Genomic DNA, 18,425 nt, shown 5'->3' on the forward strand with positions numbered 1-18,425 from the left:
CTCCGCGGGGAGTCAGCCCGCCGTTTCGACGTCCGGCCCACCGGCCGGACCGACGCCGTCCCGGACATCCGTCCAGGTCCGCCGGGCTCCGCGGCTGAGCGCCCAACCGCCCCTCCCGCCCTGGGGCTGCGGCTGCTGCCCGGCCCCCCGGGCGGCGGCCGCGCACACGCGGCGCAGCAGGGAGTTGAGCTCGACGCGCTGCCCCTTCGTCAGCGACGCCAGCAGCGCGTCCTGGGTCGCCGACGCGTCGTCGTGGAGCACCTCCAGGGCGGCCTCGCCCGAGGCGGTGATCGTCAGGACCTCCTGCCGACCGCCGACGTGCACCACCATCGACTGCAGCAGACGCGCCGACAGCAGGTCGTCCAGCGCCTGGTCGACCTCCTCGGCGGCCGCCGTGACCCGGGCGGTGAGGTCGTGCCGCCCGTGCGGCCCCAGCTTCGCCAGTGCGGACAACAGCGCATGGTGGACCGGGGTCAGCCCGCGGTGTTCCAGCCGGGCCGCCAACAGGCGGTCGACGGCCCGCCCGGCCTCCGACAGGAGGTAGACGGACTGCTCGAACGGACTCGACGATCCCTGTCGTCCGTCGTACAAACCGTGACCCCATCATCGGAAGAGCGCGACGCACACGGCGTCGGCGGAGCAAGCCGAGGCTCACCATACCCACGCCTCCGATCATCGGTCTACATCGATGTCGTCAGATACGTCGGGGACCCGCACGTCAGTGGGCCAGGATCCTCCGGGCCGCGTACTCCACGTACTCGTGCAGGCCGTAGGCCAGACCGAGCGCCAGCAGGGCCGACACCAGCACCGCCGCGACGAGCCCGGACGCGGCCGCACGCGGCCCGCGCCCCCGGGGCCCGGCCGGTACCGGCTCCAGCAGGGCCCGGACCCGTTGGGGAACCGGCCCCGTGCTCACGGACAGGAACCCACCGCCGCGCCCGCCCGTCCCGACCGATCCGGCCAGCGCGGCACGGGCGATGGCGGTCGCGGCGGCCTTCCGGTCCCCCACCGCCGCCGCGGCCGCCTCGTCCGCCCACCGTTCCAGGTGGAACTCCAGCGTCGGGCCCAACTGCGCGAGCGCCGGGTGCACGGCGGCGGCGAAGTCGGTGACGGCCGAGAGCACGTGGTGGCAGCCGCCGAGGTGAGCCCGCTCGTGGGCGAGCAACACCGCGCGTTCCGTCGGCCCGAGGACTCCGAGCATGCCTTCCGTCACGACCACGCGGCCGGCCCGCCCGCGGTAGCGCGGCAGGGCGAAGGCCTCCGCCTCCTCGCCCGGCACCACCAGCACATCACCGTCGGCCTTCCCCTCCCCGGTGAGCTCCCACGCACGCGACAACAGCACACGATGCCGGCGTGCGGCCAGCGCCAGCCGGACCGCCTGCGCGGCCAGCAGCACCCCGGCCGCACCGGACACCGGCACCACCGCCGGCCAGTCCGCCGCGACCTGGGCGAACCGCAGCTGCTCCAGCACCGCCAGGAACGGCACATGGAAGAGCCCGGCCAACGCCGCCACCGTGCCGCCCGCGAGCAGCACCGCCGCCCCCGCGAGCGTCAGGGAGGCCTCGCGGGGCGGCAGCAGGCCGGCCAGGCGACGGGCCGCGGGCGCGGCTGCCCAGGGAAGGAGGACGGCGAGGGCGACGATCACCAGGAACAGCGTCACGTCCCGCCCTCCAGAGCGGGTTCGCTCTCGACCGGGGCGGCCGCGTCGCCCTCCACCTCGGCCAGCAGCCGCCGCAGGACGTCCCCGTCGTCCGCGGACAAGGAGGTCACGAAGCGCTTCAGCACCAAGTCCCGCTGCGGCTCCCGCTCCAGCTCCCGGCGCATCCGCCCGGCGGCCAGGCCGGCGGCGTCCGAGACCGGCGCGTAGGCGAAGGAGCGCCCCGGCCGGGTGCGTTCCAGGGTGCCCTTCTCGTGCAGCCGGGTGAGGATCGTCGCCACCGTCGTCCGGGCGAGGCCCTGCGACAGCGCGCCCTTGACCTGCTGGGCCGTCATCGGCTCCCCGGCCGCCCACAGCACGGCCATCACGTCCGCGACCAGCTCCCCGTGCGGACGCCTGGCCTCCTGGTGGTCTCTCGCCATCTCTCCCCTGTCCTGGTGCACTCGCCCGGCGCACCCCGGCGTCGGGGACCACCCCCGCCGGTGTGACGGGAGTGGGTACGGCCTGTGTGACTTAGGTGTGCCTCAGCTAACTTTACGGGGCCTGCGCACCATCGCCGAGCCCCGCCCCCGTCGAACGCCGCCCCTCGGCGCCCGGCTCACGACCCGGCCGCGTCCGGGCGCGCCAGGCCACCGATCAACGCGGCCAGGGCCGGCCGCAGTTCGGCGCAGTGGGCGCCCGGCCCCAGGTGGGGGGCCGCGGTGCGGGCGAGCGCCAGCGCGGGGAGGGCCAGGGGATCGGCGGCTGCGAGCGCGGCGGTCCGCTGGCTGGGCTCGCGCGGGCGGCTGACGGGGTGCTCGGAGAGAAGCTCACCGGCGAGGAGTTGCCAGCAGGAACGGTAGGCGGCCACCGCGAGCGGGGGCCGGAGCCCGGCGGCCATCAGGTCGGCGAGGCAGGCGTCGGTGAAGGGCAGGGCCCGCTCGGAGGTCAGCTCCCCGCGGATGAGGACGTGCAGGACCCAGACGTGCCCCGCGAGGAAGTCGTGGGCGTCCAGGAGCCGGCGGAGCAGCCTGGCGATCGGCGAGTCGCCCGGGACGTCCACGGGCATGCCGTCGGCGATCTCGTCGAGGACGGCGAGCAGCAGGCTCTCGCGGTCGGCGACGTGCCGGTACAGCGAGGCGGCGGCCGTGTCGAGTTCGGTGGCCACGGCCCGCATGGTCAGCGCGTCGATGCCGTCCCGCTCGATCAGTCGCCGTGCGGCGGCGACGATCACGTCCGGGGTCAGCCCCGGGCGCCGTCGGCGGGGGCCGTCGTGGCCGGGGCCGGTCGTCGTTCGCTGTTCTGCCACTCCGTCATCCTGCCACGCCGGACCGGCCCACCTGCAGGCTTGCATCTCCATTCAGGTAAGGCTTACCTTACGCGAACACTGTTCGCATCGGAGGTAACCATGCCCGGATCACCCCTGCCCACCTCGTCGACGGTCCCTCCCGAGGGCCGCTCCGCAGCCGCTCCGAGCGGGCACGGCCGGTCCGGGCCGCGCACCGGTCCGGTGCTGGCCACGGCGAGCCTCTGCCAGCTGCTGGTGGCGCTCGACGCGAGCATCGTGAACATCGCCCTGCCGTCGATGGGCGACTCCCTGGGCTTCGCCGACGGCGCGCTGCCCTGGGTCGTCAACGCCTACGCCCTCGCCTTCGGCGGTCTGCTGCTCCTGGGCGGACGGGTGGCCGATCTGGTGGGGCACCGTCGTGCGCTGCTGGCGGGTCTGGCGCTGTTCGGGATCACCTCCGTGCTCGGCGGATTCGCCCAGACCCCTGCCCAGCTGATCACCGCCAGGGCCGGACAGGGCGTGGCCGCCGCACTGCTCGCACCCCTCAGCCTCACCCTCATCATGGTCACCTTCGCCGAAGGGGCCGCCCGCGCCCGCGCCCTGGGCGTCTGGTCGATGGTGACGGCCGCGGGCAGCGCCATGGGCGTCCTGCTCGGCGGAGTGCTCACCGACCTGCTCGACTGGCGTTGGGTGTTCTTCGTCAACGTCCCGCTGGTCCTGCTGGCGGGCGTCCTGGCCGTCCGCGCGATCACCACCGCCCGGCCGGAGCGCACCGGCCGGCTCGACCTGGTCGGCGCGGTGCTCGGCACCGGGGCGATGTGCGCGCTCGTCTACGGGCTGATGGAGACCGACCGCCACCCGTGGACCTCCGCCCGGACCCTGGTCACCCTCGGCGCCGCCGTACTCGTCGGGATCGCGTTCCTGGTCTGGGAGGCCCGCTTCGCGTCCGCGCCGATCGTCCGGCTCGGGGTGCTGCGGGCCCGGACCGCCTGGACCGCGAGCCTGATCGTCACCCTGATCGGCGCGGCGATGCTGGTGGGCTTCTACTTCTGCTCGCTGCACCTCCAGAACGTCCTGCACTACGGCCCGCTCGCGGCCGGCGCCGCCTTCCTCCCCTTCTGCGCCGGCGTGATGGCGGGCAGCATGGCGGCCGGCCGCCTGAGCACCCGGTTCGGAGCACGGGCCACGCTCGCCGGAGGACTGCTGCTGGCCGGCCTCGGGATGCTCTGGTTCAGCGGGCTCGGCGTCGACTCCGGCTACCTGACCGCCTTCCTCGGCCCCTGCATCGTCACCAGCACCGGCGTCGGGATCTGCATGGTCGCCAACACGGCGATGGGCACCTCGGGGGTCGCCCCGCACGAGGCCGGACTCGTCAGCGGGCTGCTCAACGCCGGGCGCCAGTGCGGCGGCAGCATCGGCCTGGCGGTGCTCTCCTCGCTCGCCGTCGCCGCGACCCGGGACGCGGAGCACACCGGACAGCAGCCACTGGCCGCGCTCGCGGCCGGTTACGACCGCGCGTTCGTCGTCACCGCGGCGCTGCTGGCCGTCGCGGCGCTGATCGCGGTGCTGTTCGTCCCCGCTCCCGCACCGAAGCCCTCCGCGCGGGGCTGACGACGTACCTCCTCGACCCGCTGTCCGACGCACCGGAGGGGCCGTGGTCGACCACGGCCCCTCCGGACGGTTCAGAGGATCGTCAAGGCGTTCGGTCAGGAGGTCTTGAGGGCGGTGTCGTCGAGGACGAAGCTGGTCTGCCCGTTGCCGTCCTCGGTGCCGGTGAACTTCACGGTCACGGACTTACCCGCGAAGCTCGACAGGTCGAAGGTCTTCTGGACGTAGCCGTTGCCGGCGTTGAGGTTGGAGTAGGTGGCGAGGGTGGTGGAGCCCGCCTGGACGGTCAGGGTGTCGTCGGCCGTGGTCGAGGTCTTGGCCGTGTCGACGTGCAGCCAGAAGGAGAAGCTGGCCTTGCAGCCGGCCGGGACGGTGACGGTCTGGCTCAGGGTGTCGGTGTGCGGGGCGCCGTAGCCGTCCAGCCAGGCCTTCCAACTACCGCTGTGGGCGGGCTCGGAGGAGCTGTTGTCGATCACGCCGGCGGAGGCGCTCCAGGGTGCGGCGGAGCCGGTCTCGAAGCCGGGGTTGCCGAGCAGCTGGCCGGGCTTGGCGCAGGTGCCGCCGCCGCTCCCGGCGACGGTCCAGGTGAAGGACGCGGAGCCGGTGGCGCCGGTGGCGTCCTTGACCGTGACCGTCACGTTGCTGCTGCCCGCCGTGGTCGGGGTGCCGGAGATCAGGCCGGAGGAGGCGTTGATCGACAGGCCGGCCGGCAGGCCGCTCGCCGAGTAGCTCAGGCTCTGCCCGGTGGCCGAGTCGGTGGCGTGGATCTGCAGGCTGGCCGCGGTGCCGACGGTGCCGGACTGGTTGCCGGGGCCGGTGACGGTGACGGTGTTGCCACCGGTGCTGCCGCCGGCGGTGAAGGCGGCCAGGCCGTTGGGGGTGCCGAGGCCGGTCGGACCGTCGTAGCCGGCGCCCGCGGTGCACAGGTAGCTCGGCGAGCAGGTGCCGTTGGCGCCGCTGGTCACGTCGTTGAGGGCGCTGGTGTGGGCGTACGGGTACGAGGCGGGGTTGTCGTTCGCGCCCGGGGTGCCCGCGTCGGCGTAGACGGAGGCGATGATCGGCGAGGAGGCGCTGGTGCCGCCGTAGACGGCCCAGCCGCTGCCGCCGTAGGTCTGGTAGACGGCGACACCGGTGGCCGGGTCGGCGACGGCCGAGACGTCGGCGATGGTGCGGTTGGAGCAGCCGCTGTCGGTCTGCCAGCTCGGCTTGGGCTCGTAGGCGGAGCAGCCGGAGCCGGTGCCCTCACCGCCGGAGCTGGTGCCCCACACGCTCTCGCTCCAGCCGCGGGAGCTGGAGTCACGGGTCAGCGAGGTGCCGCCGACGGAGGTGACGCCCGGCGAGCCGGCCGGGTACTGGGCGCCGTAGCCGGAGTCGCCGGAGGAGGCGGTGATGACGACGCCGGGGTGGTTGAAGTACTGGCTGTCGGCGCTGGTGTCGGAGGGGTCCTCGGCGCCGCCGTAGCTGTTGGAGACGAACTTGGCGCCCTGGGCGACGGCCTGGTTCACCGCGGTGCCGAGGTCGGACATGTTCGCCGACGTGGCCTCGACCAGCACGATGTGGGCGTTCGGGGCGACGGCCGAGACCATGTCCAGGTCCAGCGAGATCTCGCCCGCCCAGCCCGTGTCGGAGGTGGGGTAGCTGGTGCCGCCGTTCTGGTCGATCTTCTTGAAGCAGCCGTTGGCCGTGGTGCACGCGGGCAGCCCGAACTGCGTGCGGTAGGCGGCCAGATCGGACTCGGCGTTGGGGTCGTCCTGGGCGTCGACGATGGCCACCGTCTGCCCGGAACCGCCGTTGGCCGGCAGCTTGTAGGCGCTCTGCAGGTCGCCCGGGCCGAAACCGGAGGGCGTGGCGTCCGGCGACACCGCGCTGTGCGCGAAGGCGTGCGGCTGCACGACGTCGGTGCGCACCAGGGCCTGGCAGGCCATCAGGTGCGGGTCGGCCGGTAGGGCGCAGACACGCTTGGCACCGACCTGGCCGGTGGCGCTGTCGACCGCGCCGGCGGGGGCCGCCAGCGCGAGACCGGCGGCCACCACGGCGCCGACCGCGAGGGTCGCGGTCGAGGCACGGAATCTACCGCTGCGAAGGACCGAACGGATCTGGGTGTGCAACTGAGCCCTCCCATGTGGGGTTTGGGCCCCAGGAGCGCGAGCACGCCGTGGTGAGGGTGCTGTCGGCATGCCGGCCCGGGGTTTGAGGGGGATGCGCGCACGTGCAGACGGCACCCGGGAAGCCCGACGGAGACGGAGCGTCAGCCGCTACCGGCGGCGTGATCCCGACCGAACGAGGGGTGTCCCGGACTTGCCCTGGAGATGAAGCTGAGCCGTGTCGGCGTCAGAGCCAGAAAAGTAGCGAAGCGTGGACCTGCCAACAAGGTCGATGTCGGGTCCATGACCGAGGCTTGACCGGGCGGAACGTCGCCAATGGCGCCCTCGCGCCGCCCCGTTCGACCGGGCTCCGACTCGCCTCGTACACACAACGACCGAGGCCCGGTGCGAAGGCCCCGACCCGCCGGAAGCGACCTCGACCCTGCGACCCCGTCAATCCGGTCGCAGCCGAACACACTTGGTCCGGACCTGGAACGATCTCCGCAGCTCAAGCAGGACGGGCCGGCCTACGACACTCGCAACATCGGCGCGACAACGGTGGATCGGGACCGCCGCCATCACCATCAGTGTTGCGTCGCCACAATCCACCCCAAGCCATGACACTCTGTGTACGCTCAATTCTGTTCGTAGACGAGTGATACCGAGGTGGCACATGAGGATGCCTCGCTTGGTCGCCGCTGCAACGGCGGCCGCGGTGGCCGCACCGGTCCTTGCGCCGGGGAGCCGGGCCACCACACGTACGAGCCCGGAGGCCTGTCCGGCCCTCGCCGCCGGTGCGGACTGGTACGCCCGCCAGCACTTCTTACACCGCGGGCGGGAACCTCGGAGAAATGCCAAAGGAAAGACGACAGAAGGAGTTCACTCATGAGCAAGATCGAGTACGAGGTCACCACGTACACGGGAGACCGGGACTTTGCCGGCACCGACGCGAACGTGTACATCTACATCCGCGGCACGGAAGGAAGCACCGACCAGATCTTCCTCGACAACGACGAGAACAACTTCGAGAGGGGGAAGGTCGACTTCTTCCGGGTGGTCGGACAGAACGTCGGCACGCCCAAGCAGATCACCATCGGGCACGACAACAGCGGGGAGCACGCGGGCTGGTACCTCGACAAGGCCACCGTCCGGGCGCACGGCACGACCTACACCTTCCCGTGCGACAACTGGTTCGGGAAGAGCGACGGCGACGGAAAGACCGAGCGCGACCTCGACGCCGACTAGACACCACGCCGAACTCCCGGCCGTGCAGGCACGTCCCCTCACCCGGGCGGCGTGACACGGTGAGAATTCCCTGACACCCAAGGGCCCGTTCCGCACGGCGGAGCGGGCCCTTGGAGTAGCGCAACGCCGTACTTTCGGCCCCTCCGGCGTCGTGAAGGACACTCGGTCGACACGTGGCGCGGAGGCCGGGGTGGTGCCCTGAGGACAACAGCGTGTGGCGCTGCCTTCGGGCGGTTCCCGAGGCCTGGGTGGATGGTGCTGGGTCAGTCGCGGGCGGGGTGGGTGAGGGTGTGCCAGGCGGCGTAGCCGCCGAGGAGGTCGGAGACGTCGGGGTGGCCGTGGTGGCGGAGCAGGCTGGCGGCGATGGAGGAGCGGCGGCCGCCGGCGCAGTGGACGACCACGGGGCGGTCGGTGGGGATCTCGGCCAGGCGGGCGGGGAGTTCGGCCAGGGCGATGTGCAGGGAGCCCTCGATGGATCCCGCTTCGCGTTCGCCGCAGGTGCGCACGTCCAGGACGGTGGGGGGCTGTTCTCCGGCGAGCGCGGTGCGGAGCCGGTCGGCGGTGAGACGGCTGGCGGGGGTGAGGTCGTCGGCGAGGGCGGGCAGGGCGTTGCCGGGGTCGCGCAGGTAGCCGGCGATGTGGTCGAAGCCGATGCGGGCGAGGCGGGTGACGACCTCGTCCTGGCGGTCCTGCGGGGCGATGATCGCGAGGGTGCGGTCCGGGGTGAGGACGGTTCCGACCTGTTCGGCGAAGCGGCCGTCGACGGGGACGTTGACGGCGCCGCGGACGTGGCCCGCGCCGAAGTCCTCGGGGCTGCGGGTGTCGAGGACGACGGCGCCCGTGGCGCGGGCCTCCGTGAAGCCTTGGGGGCACAGCGGACGGGCGGCGGTCGCGCGGTCGAGCAGCGGGTGGTCCTGCCGGTTGAGGGCGGCGTCGTGGCCGAAGTAGGCGGGGGCGGTGGACTGGCCCGCGGTGACGATGCGGACGAAGGTGTCCTGATCCATCGGCTGGCAGGCGTAGTTGGTCCGCCGCTGGGTGCCGATGGTGGACCGCTTCTCGGCGGAGAGGTTCTTGCCGCAGGCGGAGCCGGCGCCGTGGGCCGGGAAGACCAGGGTCTCGTCGGGCAGGGCCAGCAGCTTGCGGTGGACGCTGTCGTAGAACATCGCGCCGAGTTCGGCGGCGGTGACGCCGGTGGAGGCGAGCAGGTCAGGGCGGCCGACGTCGCCGATGAACAGCGCGTCGCCGGTGAGCACGCCGTACGGGACGGCGTCGTCGGGCTGCTCGTAGACCAGGATGCTGATCGACTCGGGTGTGTGGCCGGGGGTTTCGAGGATCCGCAGGGTGACGTCGCCGAGTTCGATCCGGTCGCCCTCGGTGAGCTTGCGGATCGGGTACTCGGTCTCGGCGCGGTGTCCGTAGCCGATCCAGGCGCCGGTGCGGTCGGCCAGTTCGAGGTGGCCGGCCAGGAAGTCGGCGTGGAAGTGGGTGTTGATGACGCCGACGACGGTCAGACCCCTGGCGGTCGCGTCGGCGAGGTACTCGTCGACGTCCCGGCGGGGGTCGACGATCACGGCCTGGCCGCTGGTCTCGTCGGCGATCAGGTAGGACGCCTGGGAGAGGCAGTCGAGGTAGTACTGGCTGAAGATCACGGGGTTGCTCCTCGTCGGGGTCGGTCGCCGTCGCGGCGATACCCCCCTCGGTATAGAAATGAGCATACGGCCCTCGGGGTCGATACGGGCGGGGGTATCGCCGAATGATTTCGATAATACCCCCGGGGGTACTATGGTGGGCATCGACGGGGGCCCGCCCACCGCCGTACCCGGCCCGACCGGGTGCGGACGGCACCGAGAGGAGACCCGCGCCGCCTGCCCGTGCCGCCCGCCCATGGCACACGGAAGCGACGACGCGCACCCGGCACCACCGCGCGACGCACCGCGTGCCCGCGGCACCCCGACGCACCGGACCACTGCAGTCCGCCCCGCACCACCTGGAGAACCCCATGCAGCTACTGCCGTCCGCCCCCGGACCGGCCACCCCCGGCGGGATCACCCCCACCCGGGTCCGCCGGCCGGCCCGCACCGGCGCCACCGTCCGGCCCGACATCCGCGGGTGCGCGATATGACCGCGCTGCTGCTGGCGCTCGCCGCGGGCGCGGTGGTCGGGCTGGCACTCGGCGGACTCGGTGGCGGCGGCAGCATGCTCGCCGTACCCGCGCTGGTCTACCTGCTCGGCTTCACCCCGGCGCTGGCCACCACGGCGAGCCTGGTGATCGTCGCCGCGACCTCGCTGACCGGGCTGCTCGCCCACGCCCGGGCCGGGCGGGTGCGCTGGCGCACCGGCGCGCTGTTCGCCGCCGCCGGGCTGCCCGCCGCCGCGGCCGCCGGGGCACTCTCGTCCCGACTGCCGGGCGCGCTGCTGACCGGCGCCTTCGCCGTACTCGCGGCGCTGGCCGCCGCACGGATGCTGGTGCCCCGCAAGGCCGACCAGCAGGAGCGTTCCGCCACCGGGCCGGCCCGCTCCACCGCGGCCGGCGCCGGACTCGGCGCCGTCACCGGGCTGCTCGGCGTCGGCGGCGGCTTCCTCGCCGTCCCCGCCCTGGTCTCGGTGCTCGCCTTCACCATGGCCGAGGCCGTCGGCACCAGCCTGCTCATCATCACCGCCAACTCCCTCGCCGCCCTGCTGCCCCGGCTCGGCGCGACCGGATCGATCGACTGGGCCGTGGCCGCGCCCTTCACCGGGGCCGCGATCCTCGGCGCCTGGGACGGCAAACGGCTCGCCGACAAGCTCAGCGGACGCGCCCTGCAGCGGGCCTTCGCGATCGCGCTGCTCGGCGTCGCCGTCCTGATGCTGGTCACCACCCTGAGCTGACCGCCTTCTCCCCCCACTTCCCCCTCCCCCCGAGAGGACCCCACCCCCCATGACCACGCCCCTCACCGTCGAGCAGCTCAAGCCCCGCCTCGGCCGACTCACCCTGATCGACGTCCGCTCCCCCGGCGAGTACGCCGGCGGCCACATCCCGGGCGCCCTGAACATCCCGCTCGACCAGCTCGACCGCGCCCTGCCCGCCCTGCGCGCCGCCGCCGGGAGGAACGAGCTCGCGGTCGTCTGCGCGGCCGGGCCGCGCTCCCGGAACGCCTGCCGGCAGCTCGCCGACGCCGGGGTCACCGCCCTGGTCGTCACTGGCGGGACCAACGCCTGGACCGAGGCCGGCCACCCGGTCGACCGGATCGCCGGGGCCCGCCCGGTGTGGGCGATGGACCGTCAGGTCCGGCTGACGGCCGGTTCGATCGTGCTGCTCGGCCTGCTGGTCGACCTGGCCCTGCCCGGCGCCCGCTGGGTGTCGGCCGCGATCGGCGGCGGACTGGTCCTCTCCGCGCTCGGCAACAGCTGCGCGATGGGGGCCCTGCTCGGCAAGCTCCCGTACAACCGCCCCCGACCGGGCACGCCGACGCTCGACGCCACCCTCGCCACCCTCGACCGCTGACGGAGGAAGCCGGCCAGGACCGGTTCGACCGATCACCGCCCGGGCCCCGACCACCGCTGAACGGCCACCACTGAACGGCCACCACGGAGCGGCCACCACGGGCCCGGGCGGAAACCATTTGGCGGACGGCAGTGACCGGTGCTAACTTTCCGGTGGCCGTGCGAGAGAACAAGGAGGTGGTACCCGTGAACGCAGTTTCGACGTGGGTGCTCCCCTCCGGGGTCACGGCCGGGCGATAGGTCGTCCGGGAGCGCCTCTCAGCGCACTCCCGAAAGGCACGACCATGAAGTTCACCACCGAGCAGCGCCTCGACAACGGCGTCCTCGAACGCGAATTCACCCTCGGCGAGATCCCCGGCACCCTCTGGACGTCCGGATCCGAGCCCGCCCCACTGATCCTCATCGCCCACAACAACGGCCTGCCCCGGCGCGAACCCCGCCTGCTGGCCCGGGCCCGGCACACCGCGGCCCAGGGGTACGCGGTCGCCACCATCGACGCGCCCGCCTGCGGCGAGCGGCCCCGTTCCGCCGCCGACGACCGGGTCCGCGCCGAACTCCGCCGGGCGATGCAGGCCGGCGAGCCGGTCGACGAGATCTTCGAGTCCTTCGTCGGCCCGCTGGTCGCCAACGCCGTCCCGGAATGGCGCACCACCCTCGACGCCCTGCTCGCCCGCCCCGAGACCAACGGCCGGGTCGGGTACTCGGGTTGGACCGCCGTCGGCATCCACCTCGCGGCGACCGAGCCGCGCATCGAGGCCGCCGGCCTCTTCGCCGGCGGCTACGTGCCGCTCGCCCAGCGCGAGGAGGCACGGCAGGTCACCATTCCGCTGCTGTTCCTGCTCCAGTGGGACGACGAGGGCAACCCCCGGCAGCGCGCCCTGGACCTGTTCGACGCCTTCGGCAGCAAGCAGAAGACGATGCACGCCAACATGGGCGGGCACGTCGGCACCCCGTGGTTCGAACTCGAGGACGGGGGCCGCTTCTACGACCGGCACCTGAAGTGACGCTGCGCTGCCGGACCGACAACGGACGCCGGTGACTGAGCAGTTGAGCGGATGACGGTCGGGATGCCGCCCCAGGTGAGCGGCATCCCGACCGGCTCAGGCCTCGGCGGCCTCCGCCAGGATGCGGGCGAGCTCGCGCGGACGGGAGGCCATCGGCCAGTGGCCGGAGTCGAGGTCCGCATACTCCAGGTCGGTGACCCGGGCGAGGTCGGGGCTCTCCCCCGCGGCGATGCACTCCCTCGCCTGGGCGGGGGTGAACTCCGGACAGACCAGCAGGACGGGGACGTCGAAGCGTCGCTCGTCGGTGAGCCGGACGACTCCCCGGGCGACCGCTTCCGGGACGGGATGGGCGGCGGAGGCGAGCCGCTGCCGCGCCGCCTCGTCCAGGTCCGCGGAGTCCGGCCCCTCGAAGGGACCCCAGCCGGGGAACGCCATCACGCCGTCTTCGATCGCGAAGAAGTCGGCGTAGGCCCGTCCGTCGGCGGCGGGGAAGCCACCGATCAGGGCGACCTTGGCCACCTTCTCCGGCCGGGCGTCGGCGGCCAGCCAGGCCAGGCTGGTGGCGGCCGAGTGCCCCACCACCAACGGCCTTGCGGGCGCCGCGTCGACGGCGGCGAGCACGGCGGCCAGCTGGTCGTCGAGCGTCGCGGAGGCGCTGCCGTCGCCCTGGCCGGGGAGGGTGAGCGGCACCGGACGATGGCCGAGCGCGGTGAGTTCGGGCACCACGTCGTCCCAGACGGACCCGTCGAGCCACAGACCGGCGATGAGCAGGATGTCCACGGATGACCTCCCGGAGAGGGATCGGATCTGGCCGCAGCACGCTACCGGCAGGCTCTGACAACGGACTTCGGGCCGTCCCGGTCACCACGCTCAGACCCCCAGTTCGACCGACACCCCCACCCCCGGGCGGTGCCGGGCCAGGTCGGCGAAGAAGCGCTCCGCGTCGACGGCCGTCTCCGGCGGGTGCACGCCCGGGGTGCGCACCGTGCCGTCCAGCAGCTGGGCGAGGCCGAGCGCGGCCGGGACTCCGGTGCCCTCGGCCAGGTCGGCCATCAGCGCGTCCCCACCGGTCAGCCGGGCCAGGACGCTCGCGGGCCGACCGTCGATCGTCCCGGTGGCGGCCGCGAAGAAGCCTGGCAGGGTGCCCGGGGAGCCGAAGCGGAGCACCCGGGCGCCGGCCCGCAGGATGCGGCGCAGCGAGGGGCGCTCCAGTTCGGCGGCGGCGCTCTCGTTGCTGAGCCGGCCCGCGTCCAGGTCGCGGCGCAGCACGTCCAGGTAGGCGGCGGTGCCCGCCCGGACCACCATCAGGCTCGCCGCGTCACCGCCGGGCCGCAGGCTGCGGTGCAGGGTGACCGGCTCCGGGTGACCGACGGTGCAGGCGGTGCCCCGGTGCCCGCCGGGCAGGTCGAGCACCACCTGCTCCAGCGGCGGCCGTTGGACGATCCGGCCGCCGCGCACCACCGCGACGGTGCCGCTGATCTGCTGCATCCAGTGCACGGCGGCGGCCGCGGGCGCCCCGTCGGGGTCCGTCGGCGGGGCGTGCACGGGTTCGGGGCCGACGTCCACGGGCCAGGCGGTGTGGAGGTCGGTGAGGGTGTCCAGGAGGGCGGCGGCCCGGACGGCGAGCAGGTTGCTGACGCCGGGGCTGGCGCCCATCCCGATCACCGCGCGGACCCCGGCGGCGCGCGCCTCGTCGTCCAACTCCAGCATGGCGACGGTGGGTTCCCAGTCGTCGCAGATGTCCAGGTAGTCCGTCCCGGTGCGGATGGCGGCGCGCAGCACGTCGAGGCCGAAGCGGTAGTAGGGCCCGACGGTGTTGAGCACCGCGTCCATCTCGCCGAGGGCGGCGTGCAGTTCGGCCCGGTCGGTGACGTCGACCCGGCGGGCGCTCACCCTGGCGCCCGTCCCCGCTGCCCGGGCGGTGAGCAGGGCGGCCGTACGGCGGGCGGCCGCCGGGTCGCGGTCGGCGATCACCAGCTCACGGACGCCGGGGAGTCGGGCGGTGACCCGGGCGGCGACCCGGCCGGTCGCGCCGGCTCCGCCGAGGGCGAGCACCTTCATCCCCGTCATCCCTTCGGGCGGTTGATCGAGGTCAGGAACTGCCGCATGGCGTCGAAGTAGCCGGGGGCGAACAGCGAGCGCGGGGCGGCGATGGCGAGGACGGTGCTCTTCAGCTCCGAGTCCTCGACGGACTCGGGGACGAGGTTGTGGGTCGCGTCCTCGAAGCGCCTGACCTGGAGCTGCCCGGGGGTGGTGAGGGTCCGTCGGTAGCCGGCCTCGGTGTCGGCGCTGTCGACGTTGAGGTCGCGCCCGCCGAGGATCAGCAGCACCGGGGCCTTGACGGCGGTGAGGTCCTCGGTGGCGTCCGACCGGTAGTTGCGCAGGTCGAAGTCCCAGCGCTCCGGGGTGATGCCGGTGACGTCGGCGCCGCTCGCCCGGTACTGCTCGAAGGTGCGGTTCTCCCGCATGGCGGTGAGCCTGCGTTCGCTCTTCGCGATCCGGGCGTCGGTCTCGGCCTGGCTCGCGCCGTCCTTCCGCAGGTGGGCGAGCAGGTCGTAGCGGCCCTGTTGGAGCCAGTTGACGGCGGTGCCGACGCCGATCACGAACGCGACGTCGGTGGACTGCCGGGCGGCCTTGGGCATCACCCAGCCGGCCTGGCTGGCGCCCCACAGGCCGATCCGGGCCGGGTCGATGCCGGGCCGGGTCCTGGCCCACCGGATCGCGGCTAGGGTCTCGTCGGCGCGGTCCTGCATGGTCTGGTCGAGCCAGTTGCCGGGGGCGCCGTTGACGCCGGGCTTGTCCCAGGACAGCGTGGCGTAGCCCGCCCGGGCCATCGCCTCCCAGATCGGCCGGTACCAGCCGTCGTGGGTGGCGTCGATCGGGCCGTCGCCGTGCACGAAGACCACCAGTCCGGTCGGGCCCGCGGCCCCGGTGGGGCGGGCCAGCACACCGTGCAGCGGCTGCCTGCCGCCGGTGATGGTGACCCGCTCCTCCTTGAGGTCGTACTCGTTCTGGTGGACGACCCAGCCGCCCGCCCCGAGCACCAGCACCGCCACGGAGAGGAGCGGGACCCAGAGCCGCCATGTCCTGCTGCGCTTGCGCATGACCGTTCCACCCATCAATCTATCGTTCGTCTTACGAACGTATCAGAGATGAACGATAGATGGGGGTCGCGGTCCGCCGTCTACGCCTCCTCCCCGTCCGCCTCGGGCACCACCGGTTCCGGCAGGGTGCGGAACAGCGCCCAGCTGAGCAGGGGCATCGCCACCAGCGGCACCAGCGCCGTACGCAGCGAGGTCGCGTCCGCGAGACCGCCGATCAGCGGGCTGGCCAGGCCGCCGATGCTCACCGTCAGCCCGAGGGTGATCCCGCTCGCCGTGCCGATCCGCGAGGGCAGGTAGTCCTGGCCCAGCGTCACCTGCAGCGAGAACGGCACGTACAGGCCCGCCGAGGTCAACGCCACGCACAGGTACAGCGCCGGGCCCGGCACCACCAGCACCCCGGCCACCGCCACCGTCGCGACCAGGTACGACCAGCGCGCCACCGCGACCCGCCCCCAGCGCTCGGCCAGCGCCCCGCCGAGCACCGAGCCCACCGCGCCGCCCGCGTACAGCACCACCAGGGCGGCCGTGCCCGCCGCCGTGCCGCCGCCGATGCGCTGGGTCGCGTACAGGGACAGGAAGGTGCTCAGCCCGGTGAAGGCGATCGACCGGCAGACCACCGCGAACGACAGCTTGACGAAGGAGGCCCGGTCGTCCCGGCCCGCCCCGTTCGTCGCGCCCGCCCCGGCGGCCCGCCGTCGGGCCAGTTCGCGCAGCACCGGCAGGCAGAGCGCCGCGCCCGCGAGGGCGGGCAGCACCAGCAGCGGGGTCAGCCGCAGGCCGCCCAGGCCCACCACGGCGGCGACCAGCAGCGGAGCCGCCGCGAAGCCCAGGTTGCCGCCCAGCGAGAACCAGGCCATCCCCCGGTGCCCGCTCCCACCGGAGCCGGCCACCAGCCGGGCCACCCGGGCCGACTCCGGGTGGTAGGCCGCCACCCCGACCCCCGACAGCGCCACCCAGGCGAGCGTCAGCCCGTACGAGTCGCCCACCCCGCAGAGCGCGATGCCCGCGCCGCCCAGCACCGTGCTGACCGGCAGCAGCCAGGGCAGCGGCCACCGGTCGGTCAGCGCCCCGAACAGCGGCTGCGCGACCGAGGAGAGCAGCGAGGCGGCCAGCACCACGCCCGAGACGGCGGCGTAGCCGTAGCCGCGCTCGGCGACCAGGAAGGGGACCAGGGCCGCCACCGCGCCCTGGTAGACGTCCACGCAGGAGTGGCCGACGGAGAGCAGGGTGATCGAGGTCCTCGGCGACAGGCGGTCGCCCGGGGGTCGGTTCGCCGGGGGCGGCTCGTCCAGGGGCATCGGGCGGCTCGGTCGGTCCGGTGTCTTCGTCTGGTTCGGTGTTTTCATCTGGTCGGGTGTTTTCGTCACGCCGCCATGCTCGGGCCGCGCCCCCCTGTCGGACTTCCGATAATCTGCCAACTGATGTCGAGAATCCGCCACGATCCCGTCGCCCCCACCCGGGCCGAGCTCCTCGCCCCCGGCACCGGGATCGACGCCCACCGCCACGACGACCACCAGATCGCCTACGCCGCCCGGGGCGTGGTCGCCGTCACCACCGACGCCGGGTCCTGGGTCGCCAGCGGCAACCGGGCGCTCTGGATCCCGGCCGGCACCGTGCACGCCCACCAGGCGCACGGCGAACTGGAACTCCACCTCGTCGGCCTGCCCGCCACCGAGAACCCGCTCGGCCTCGACCGGCCCGGCGTACTCGCCGTCGGCCCGCTGCTGCGCGAACTGATCATCGCCTACACCCGCACCCCGGACGAGGACAGCCCCGAGCGCTCCCGGCTGCGCGCCGTCCTGCTCGACCAGCTGCGCGCCTCGCCCCAGCAGCCGCTGCACGTGCCCACGCCCGACACCCCACTGCTCCGGGCGGTGTGCGCGCTGCTGTACGCCGACCCGGCCGACCCCCGCACGCTGGCCGAGTTCGGCCGGGTTGTCGGCGCCAGCGACCGGACGCTCTCCCGGCTCTTCCGCGCCGACCTCGGCCTGACCTTCCCCCAGTGGCGCACCCAACTGCGGCTCCACCGGGCCCTGGTACTGCTCGCCGAGGGAGAGCCGGTGACCGCCGTCGCCCACCGCTGCGGCTGGTCCTCCGCGAGCGCCTTCATCGACGTCTTCCGCCGCACCTTCGGCCACACCCCTGGACACGCCTCCGGCCCCTCCGTCGAGGGCGGCACGGGGCGCTGAGCACCCCGGTTGTCCGTGCGGGGTGGCAGGCTGGGGGGCATGTGCGGCCGCTTCGTCTCCACCACCACGCCCCAGGACCTCGTCTCGCTGCTCGGAGAGCTCCGGTGGGACCCGGCCGAGACCCTCGCCCCGAGCTGGAACGTCGCCCCGACCGACCCGGTCCCGGCCGTCCTGGAGCGCGTGGACCGGGAGACCGGCGAGCTGGTCCGCCAGTTCCGCCCGCTGCGCTGGGGCCTCGTCCCGTCCTGGTCCAAGGACCCGTCCGGCGGCGCCCGGATGATCAACGCCCGCTCGGAGACCGTCGACACCAAGCCCGCCTTCCGCAAGGCCTTCACCGCCCGCCGCTGCGTCATCCCCGCCGACGGCTACTACGAGTGGCGCGAGGTCCCCGCCGACGCCGACCGCAAGAAGTACAAGCAGCCGTACTTCCTCAGCACCGGCGGCGTGATGCTGATGGCCGGCCTGTACGAGTTCTGGCGCGACCGCACCCGCCCCGACGACGACCCGCTCGCCTGGCTCGCCACCGCCACCGTCCTCACCACCGACGCCACCGACTCCGCCGGGCGCGTCCACGACCGGATGCCGCTCACCGTCGCCCCCGACGACCTGCCCACCTGGCTGTCCCCCGGCCACACCGACCCGGCCGAGCTCCACCACCTGCTGCGCCGCCCGGCCGACGGCGCCCTCCGGGTCCGCGCCGTCCCGCCCACCGTCAACAGCGTCCGCAACAACGGCCCCGAGCTGCTCGCCACCGCCCCGGACCCGCTGGGGCTCGCCGACTAGA

At 73.8% G+C, this 18,425-nt stretch carries 18 protein-coding genes; 8 read left to right on the forward strand and 10 right to left on the reverse strand.

Translation table 11 applies throughout. The features are described 5' to 3' along the window. Window positions 1-12 precede the first annotated feature (12 nt). From ACIP4P_RS24385 to ACIP4P_RS24400, 4 genes are all read right to left on the reverse strand, one after another. Window positions 13-591: a MarR family winged helix-turn-helix transcriptional regulator gene (locus ACIP4P_RS24385; RefSeq protein ID WP_400921665.1), complete on the reverse strand. Its 579-nt coding sequence runs from the start codon at window positions 589-591 to the stop codon at window positions 13-15. Window positions 592-718: 127 nt separating this feature from the next. Next, window positions 719-1,660: a M48 family metalloprotease gene (locus tag ACIP4P_RS24390; RefSeq protein WP_400921667.1), complete on the reverse strand. Its 942-nt coding sequence runs from the start codon at window positions 1,658-1,660 to the stop codon at window positions 719-721. Then, entirely contained in the window at window positions 1,657-2,079 is a 423-nt protein-coding gene (locus tag ACIP4P_RS24395) for a BlaI/MecI/CopY family transcriptional regulator (RefSeq protein ID WP_400921669.1), read from the reverse strand. Before ACIP4P_RS24395 ends, ACIP4P_RS24390 begins: the two co-directional genes overlap by 4 nt. Window positions 2,080-2,255: 176 nt before the next feature. Beyond that, the gene (locus ACIP4P_RS24400; RefSeq protein ID WP_400921671.1) at window positions 2,256-2,945 is read right to left on the reverse strand and encodes a TetR/AcrR family transcriptional regulator; all 690 of its coding nucleotides are present in this window, start codon (window positions 2,943-2,945) and stop codon (window positions 2,256-2,258) included. Between the two features lie 99 nt (window positions 2,946-3,044). Between ACIP4P_RS24400 and ACIP4P_RS24405 the strand changes: the two genes are divergently transcribed. Beyond that, window positions 3,045-4,535: an MFS transporter gene (locus ACIP4P_RS24405; RefSeq protein ID WP_400921673.1), complete on the forward strand. Its 1,491-nt coding sequence runs from the start codon at window positions 3,045-3,047 to the stop codon at window positions 4,533-4,535. 95 nt (window positions 4,536-4,630) lie between these two features. Here the strand turns inward: ACIP4P_RS24405 and ACIP4P_RS24410 are convergent, their stop codons facing one another. Then, a complete protein-coding gene (locus tag ACIP4P_RS24410; RefSeq protein ID WP_400921674.1) occupies window positions 4,631-6,640 on the reverse strand; it encodes a putative Ig domain-containing protein in 2,010 nt (669 codons plus the stop codon). A gap of 861 nt (window positions 6,641-7,501) precedes the next feature. Here ACIP4P_RS24410 and ACIP4P_RS24415 point away from each other — a divergent pair. Then, on the forward strand, window positions 7,502-7,861 hold the full coding sequence (locus ACIP4P_RS24415) for a PLAT/LH2 domain-containing protein (protein WP_400921676.1): 360 nt from the start codon (window positions 7,502-7,504) through the stop codon (window positions 7,859-7,861). A 263-nt stretch (window positions 7,862-8,124) separates the two neighbouring features. Here ACIP4P_RS24415 and ACIP4P_RS24420 read toward each other — a convergent pair whose 3' ends face one another. Then, window positions 8,125-9,510, reverse strand: a complete 1,386-nt coding sequence (locus tag ACIP4P_RS24420; RefSeq protein ID WP_400921678.1) for a rhodanese-like domain-containing protein — start codon at window positions 9,508-9,510, stop codon at window positions 8,125-8,127. A 350-nt stretch (window positions 9,511-9,860) separates the two neighbouring features. On the opposite strand from ACIP4P_RS24420, the gene ACIP4P_RS24425 reads away from it, so the two are divergent. From ACIP4P_RS24425 to ACIP4P_RS24440, 4 genes are all read left to right on the forward strand, one after another. Next, window positions 9,861-9,983 carry a hypothetical protein gene (locus ACIP4P_RS24425; protein ID WP_400921680.1) on the forward strand — a complete coding sequence of 41 codons (123 nt, stop codon included), beginning with the start codon at window positions 9,861-9,863 and terminating at the stop codon, window positions 9,981-9,983. Next, entirely contained in the window at window positions 9,980-10,729 is a 750-nt protein-coding gene (locus ACIP4P_RS24430; RefSeq protein WP_400921682.1) for a sulfite exporter TauE/SafE family protein, read from the forward strand. The genes ACIP4P_RS24425 and ACIP4P_RS24430 overlap by 4 nt, the downstream gene beginning before the upstream one ends. Window positions 10,730-10,778: 49 nt before the next feature. Beyond that, window positions 10,779-11,345, forward strand: coding sequence for a rhodanese-like domain-containing protein (locus tag ACIP4P_RS24435; RefSeq protein ID WP_400921684.1), 567 nt, complete (start codon window positions 10,779-10,781; stop codon window positions 11,343-11,345). Window positions 11,346-11,628: 283 nt separating this feature from the next. Further along, entirely contained in the window at window positions 11,629-12,348 is a 720-nt protein-coding gene (locus tag ACIP4P_RS24440) for a dienelactone hydrolase family protein (protein ID WP_400921686.1), read from the forward strand. Window positions 12,349-12,444: 96 nt separating this feature from the next. Here ACIP4P_RS24440 and ACIP4P_RS24445 read toward each other — a convergent pair whose 3' ends face one another. From ACIP4P_RS24445 to ACIP4P_RS24460, 4 genes are all read right to left on the reverse strand, one after another. Continuing rightward, complete coding sequence (locus tag ACIP4P_RS24445) at window positions 12,445-13,128, reverse strand: alpha/beta fold hydrolase (RefSeq protein WP_400921688.1); 684 nt, start codon at window positions 13,126-13,128, stop codon at window positions 12,445-12,447. A 90-nt stretch (window positions 13,129-13,218) separates the two neighbouring features. Further along, window positions 13,219-14,409: a saccharopine dehydrogenase family protein gene (locus tag ACIP4P_RS24450; protein ID WP_400921690.1), complete on the reverse strand. Its 1,191-nt coding sequence runs from the start codon at window positions 14,407-14,409 to the stop codon at window positions 13,219-13,221. Between the two features lie 5 nt (window positions 14,410-14,414). After that, window positions 14,415-15,452, reverse strand: coding sequence for an alpha/beta hydrolase family protein (locus ACIP4P_RS24455; protein ID WP_400921692.1), 1,038 nt, complete (start codon window positions 15,450-15,452; stop codon window positions 14,415-14,417). Between the two features lie 80 nt (window positions 15,453-15,532). Beyond that, on the reverse strand, window positions 15,533-16,750 hold the full coding sequence (locus tag ACIP4P_RS24460; RefSeq protein WP_400921694.1) for an MFS transporter: 1,218 nt from the start codon (window positions 16,748-16,750) through the stop codon (window positions 15,533-15,535). A gap of 123 nt (window positions 16,751-16,873) precedes the next feature. On the opposite strand from ACIP4P_RS24460, the gene ACIP4P_RS24465 reads away from it, so the two are divergent. Together ACIP4P_RS24465 and ACIP4P_RS24470 are read left to right on the forward strand one after the other, a co-directional pair. Then, on the forward strand, window positions 16,874-17,641 hold the full coding sequence (locus ACIP4P_RS24465) for an AraC family transcriptional regulator (protein WP_400921696.1): 768 nt from the start codon (window positions 16,874-16,876) through the stop codon (window positions 17,639-17,641). Window positions 17,642-17,680: 39 nt separating this feature from the next. Further along, on the forward strand, window positions 17,681-18,424 hold the full coding sequence (locus ACIP4P_RS24470) for an SOS response-associated peptidase (protein WP_400921698.1): 744 nt from the start codon (window positions 17,681-17,683) through the stop codon (window positions 18,422-18,424). Window position 18,425 lies beyond the last annotated feature (1 nt).

This window comes from Kitasatospora sp. NPDC089509, assembly GCF_044749365.1.
In the GTDB taxonomy this organism is placed as follows: Bacteria; Actinomycetota; Actinomycetes; order Streptomycetales; family Streptomycetaceae; genus Kitasatospora.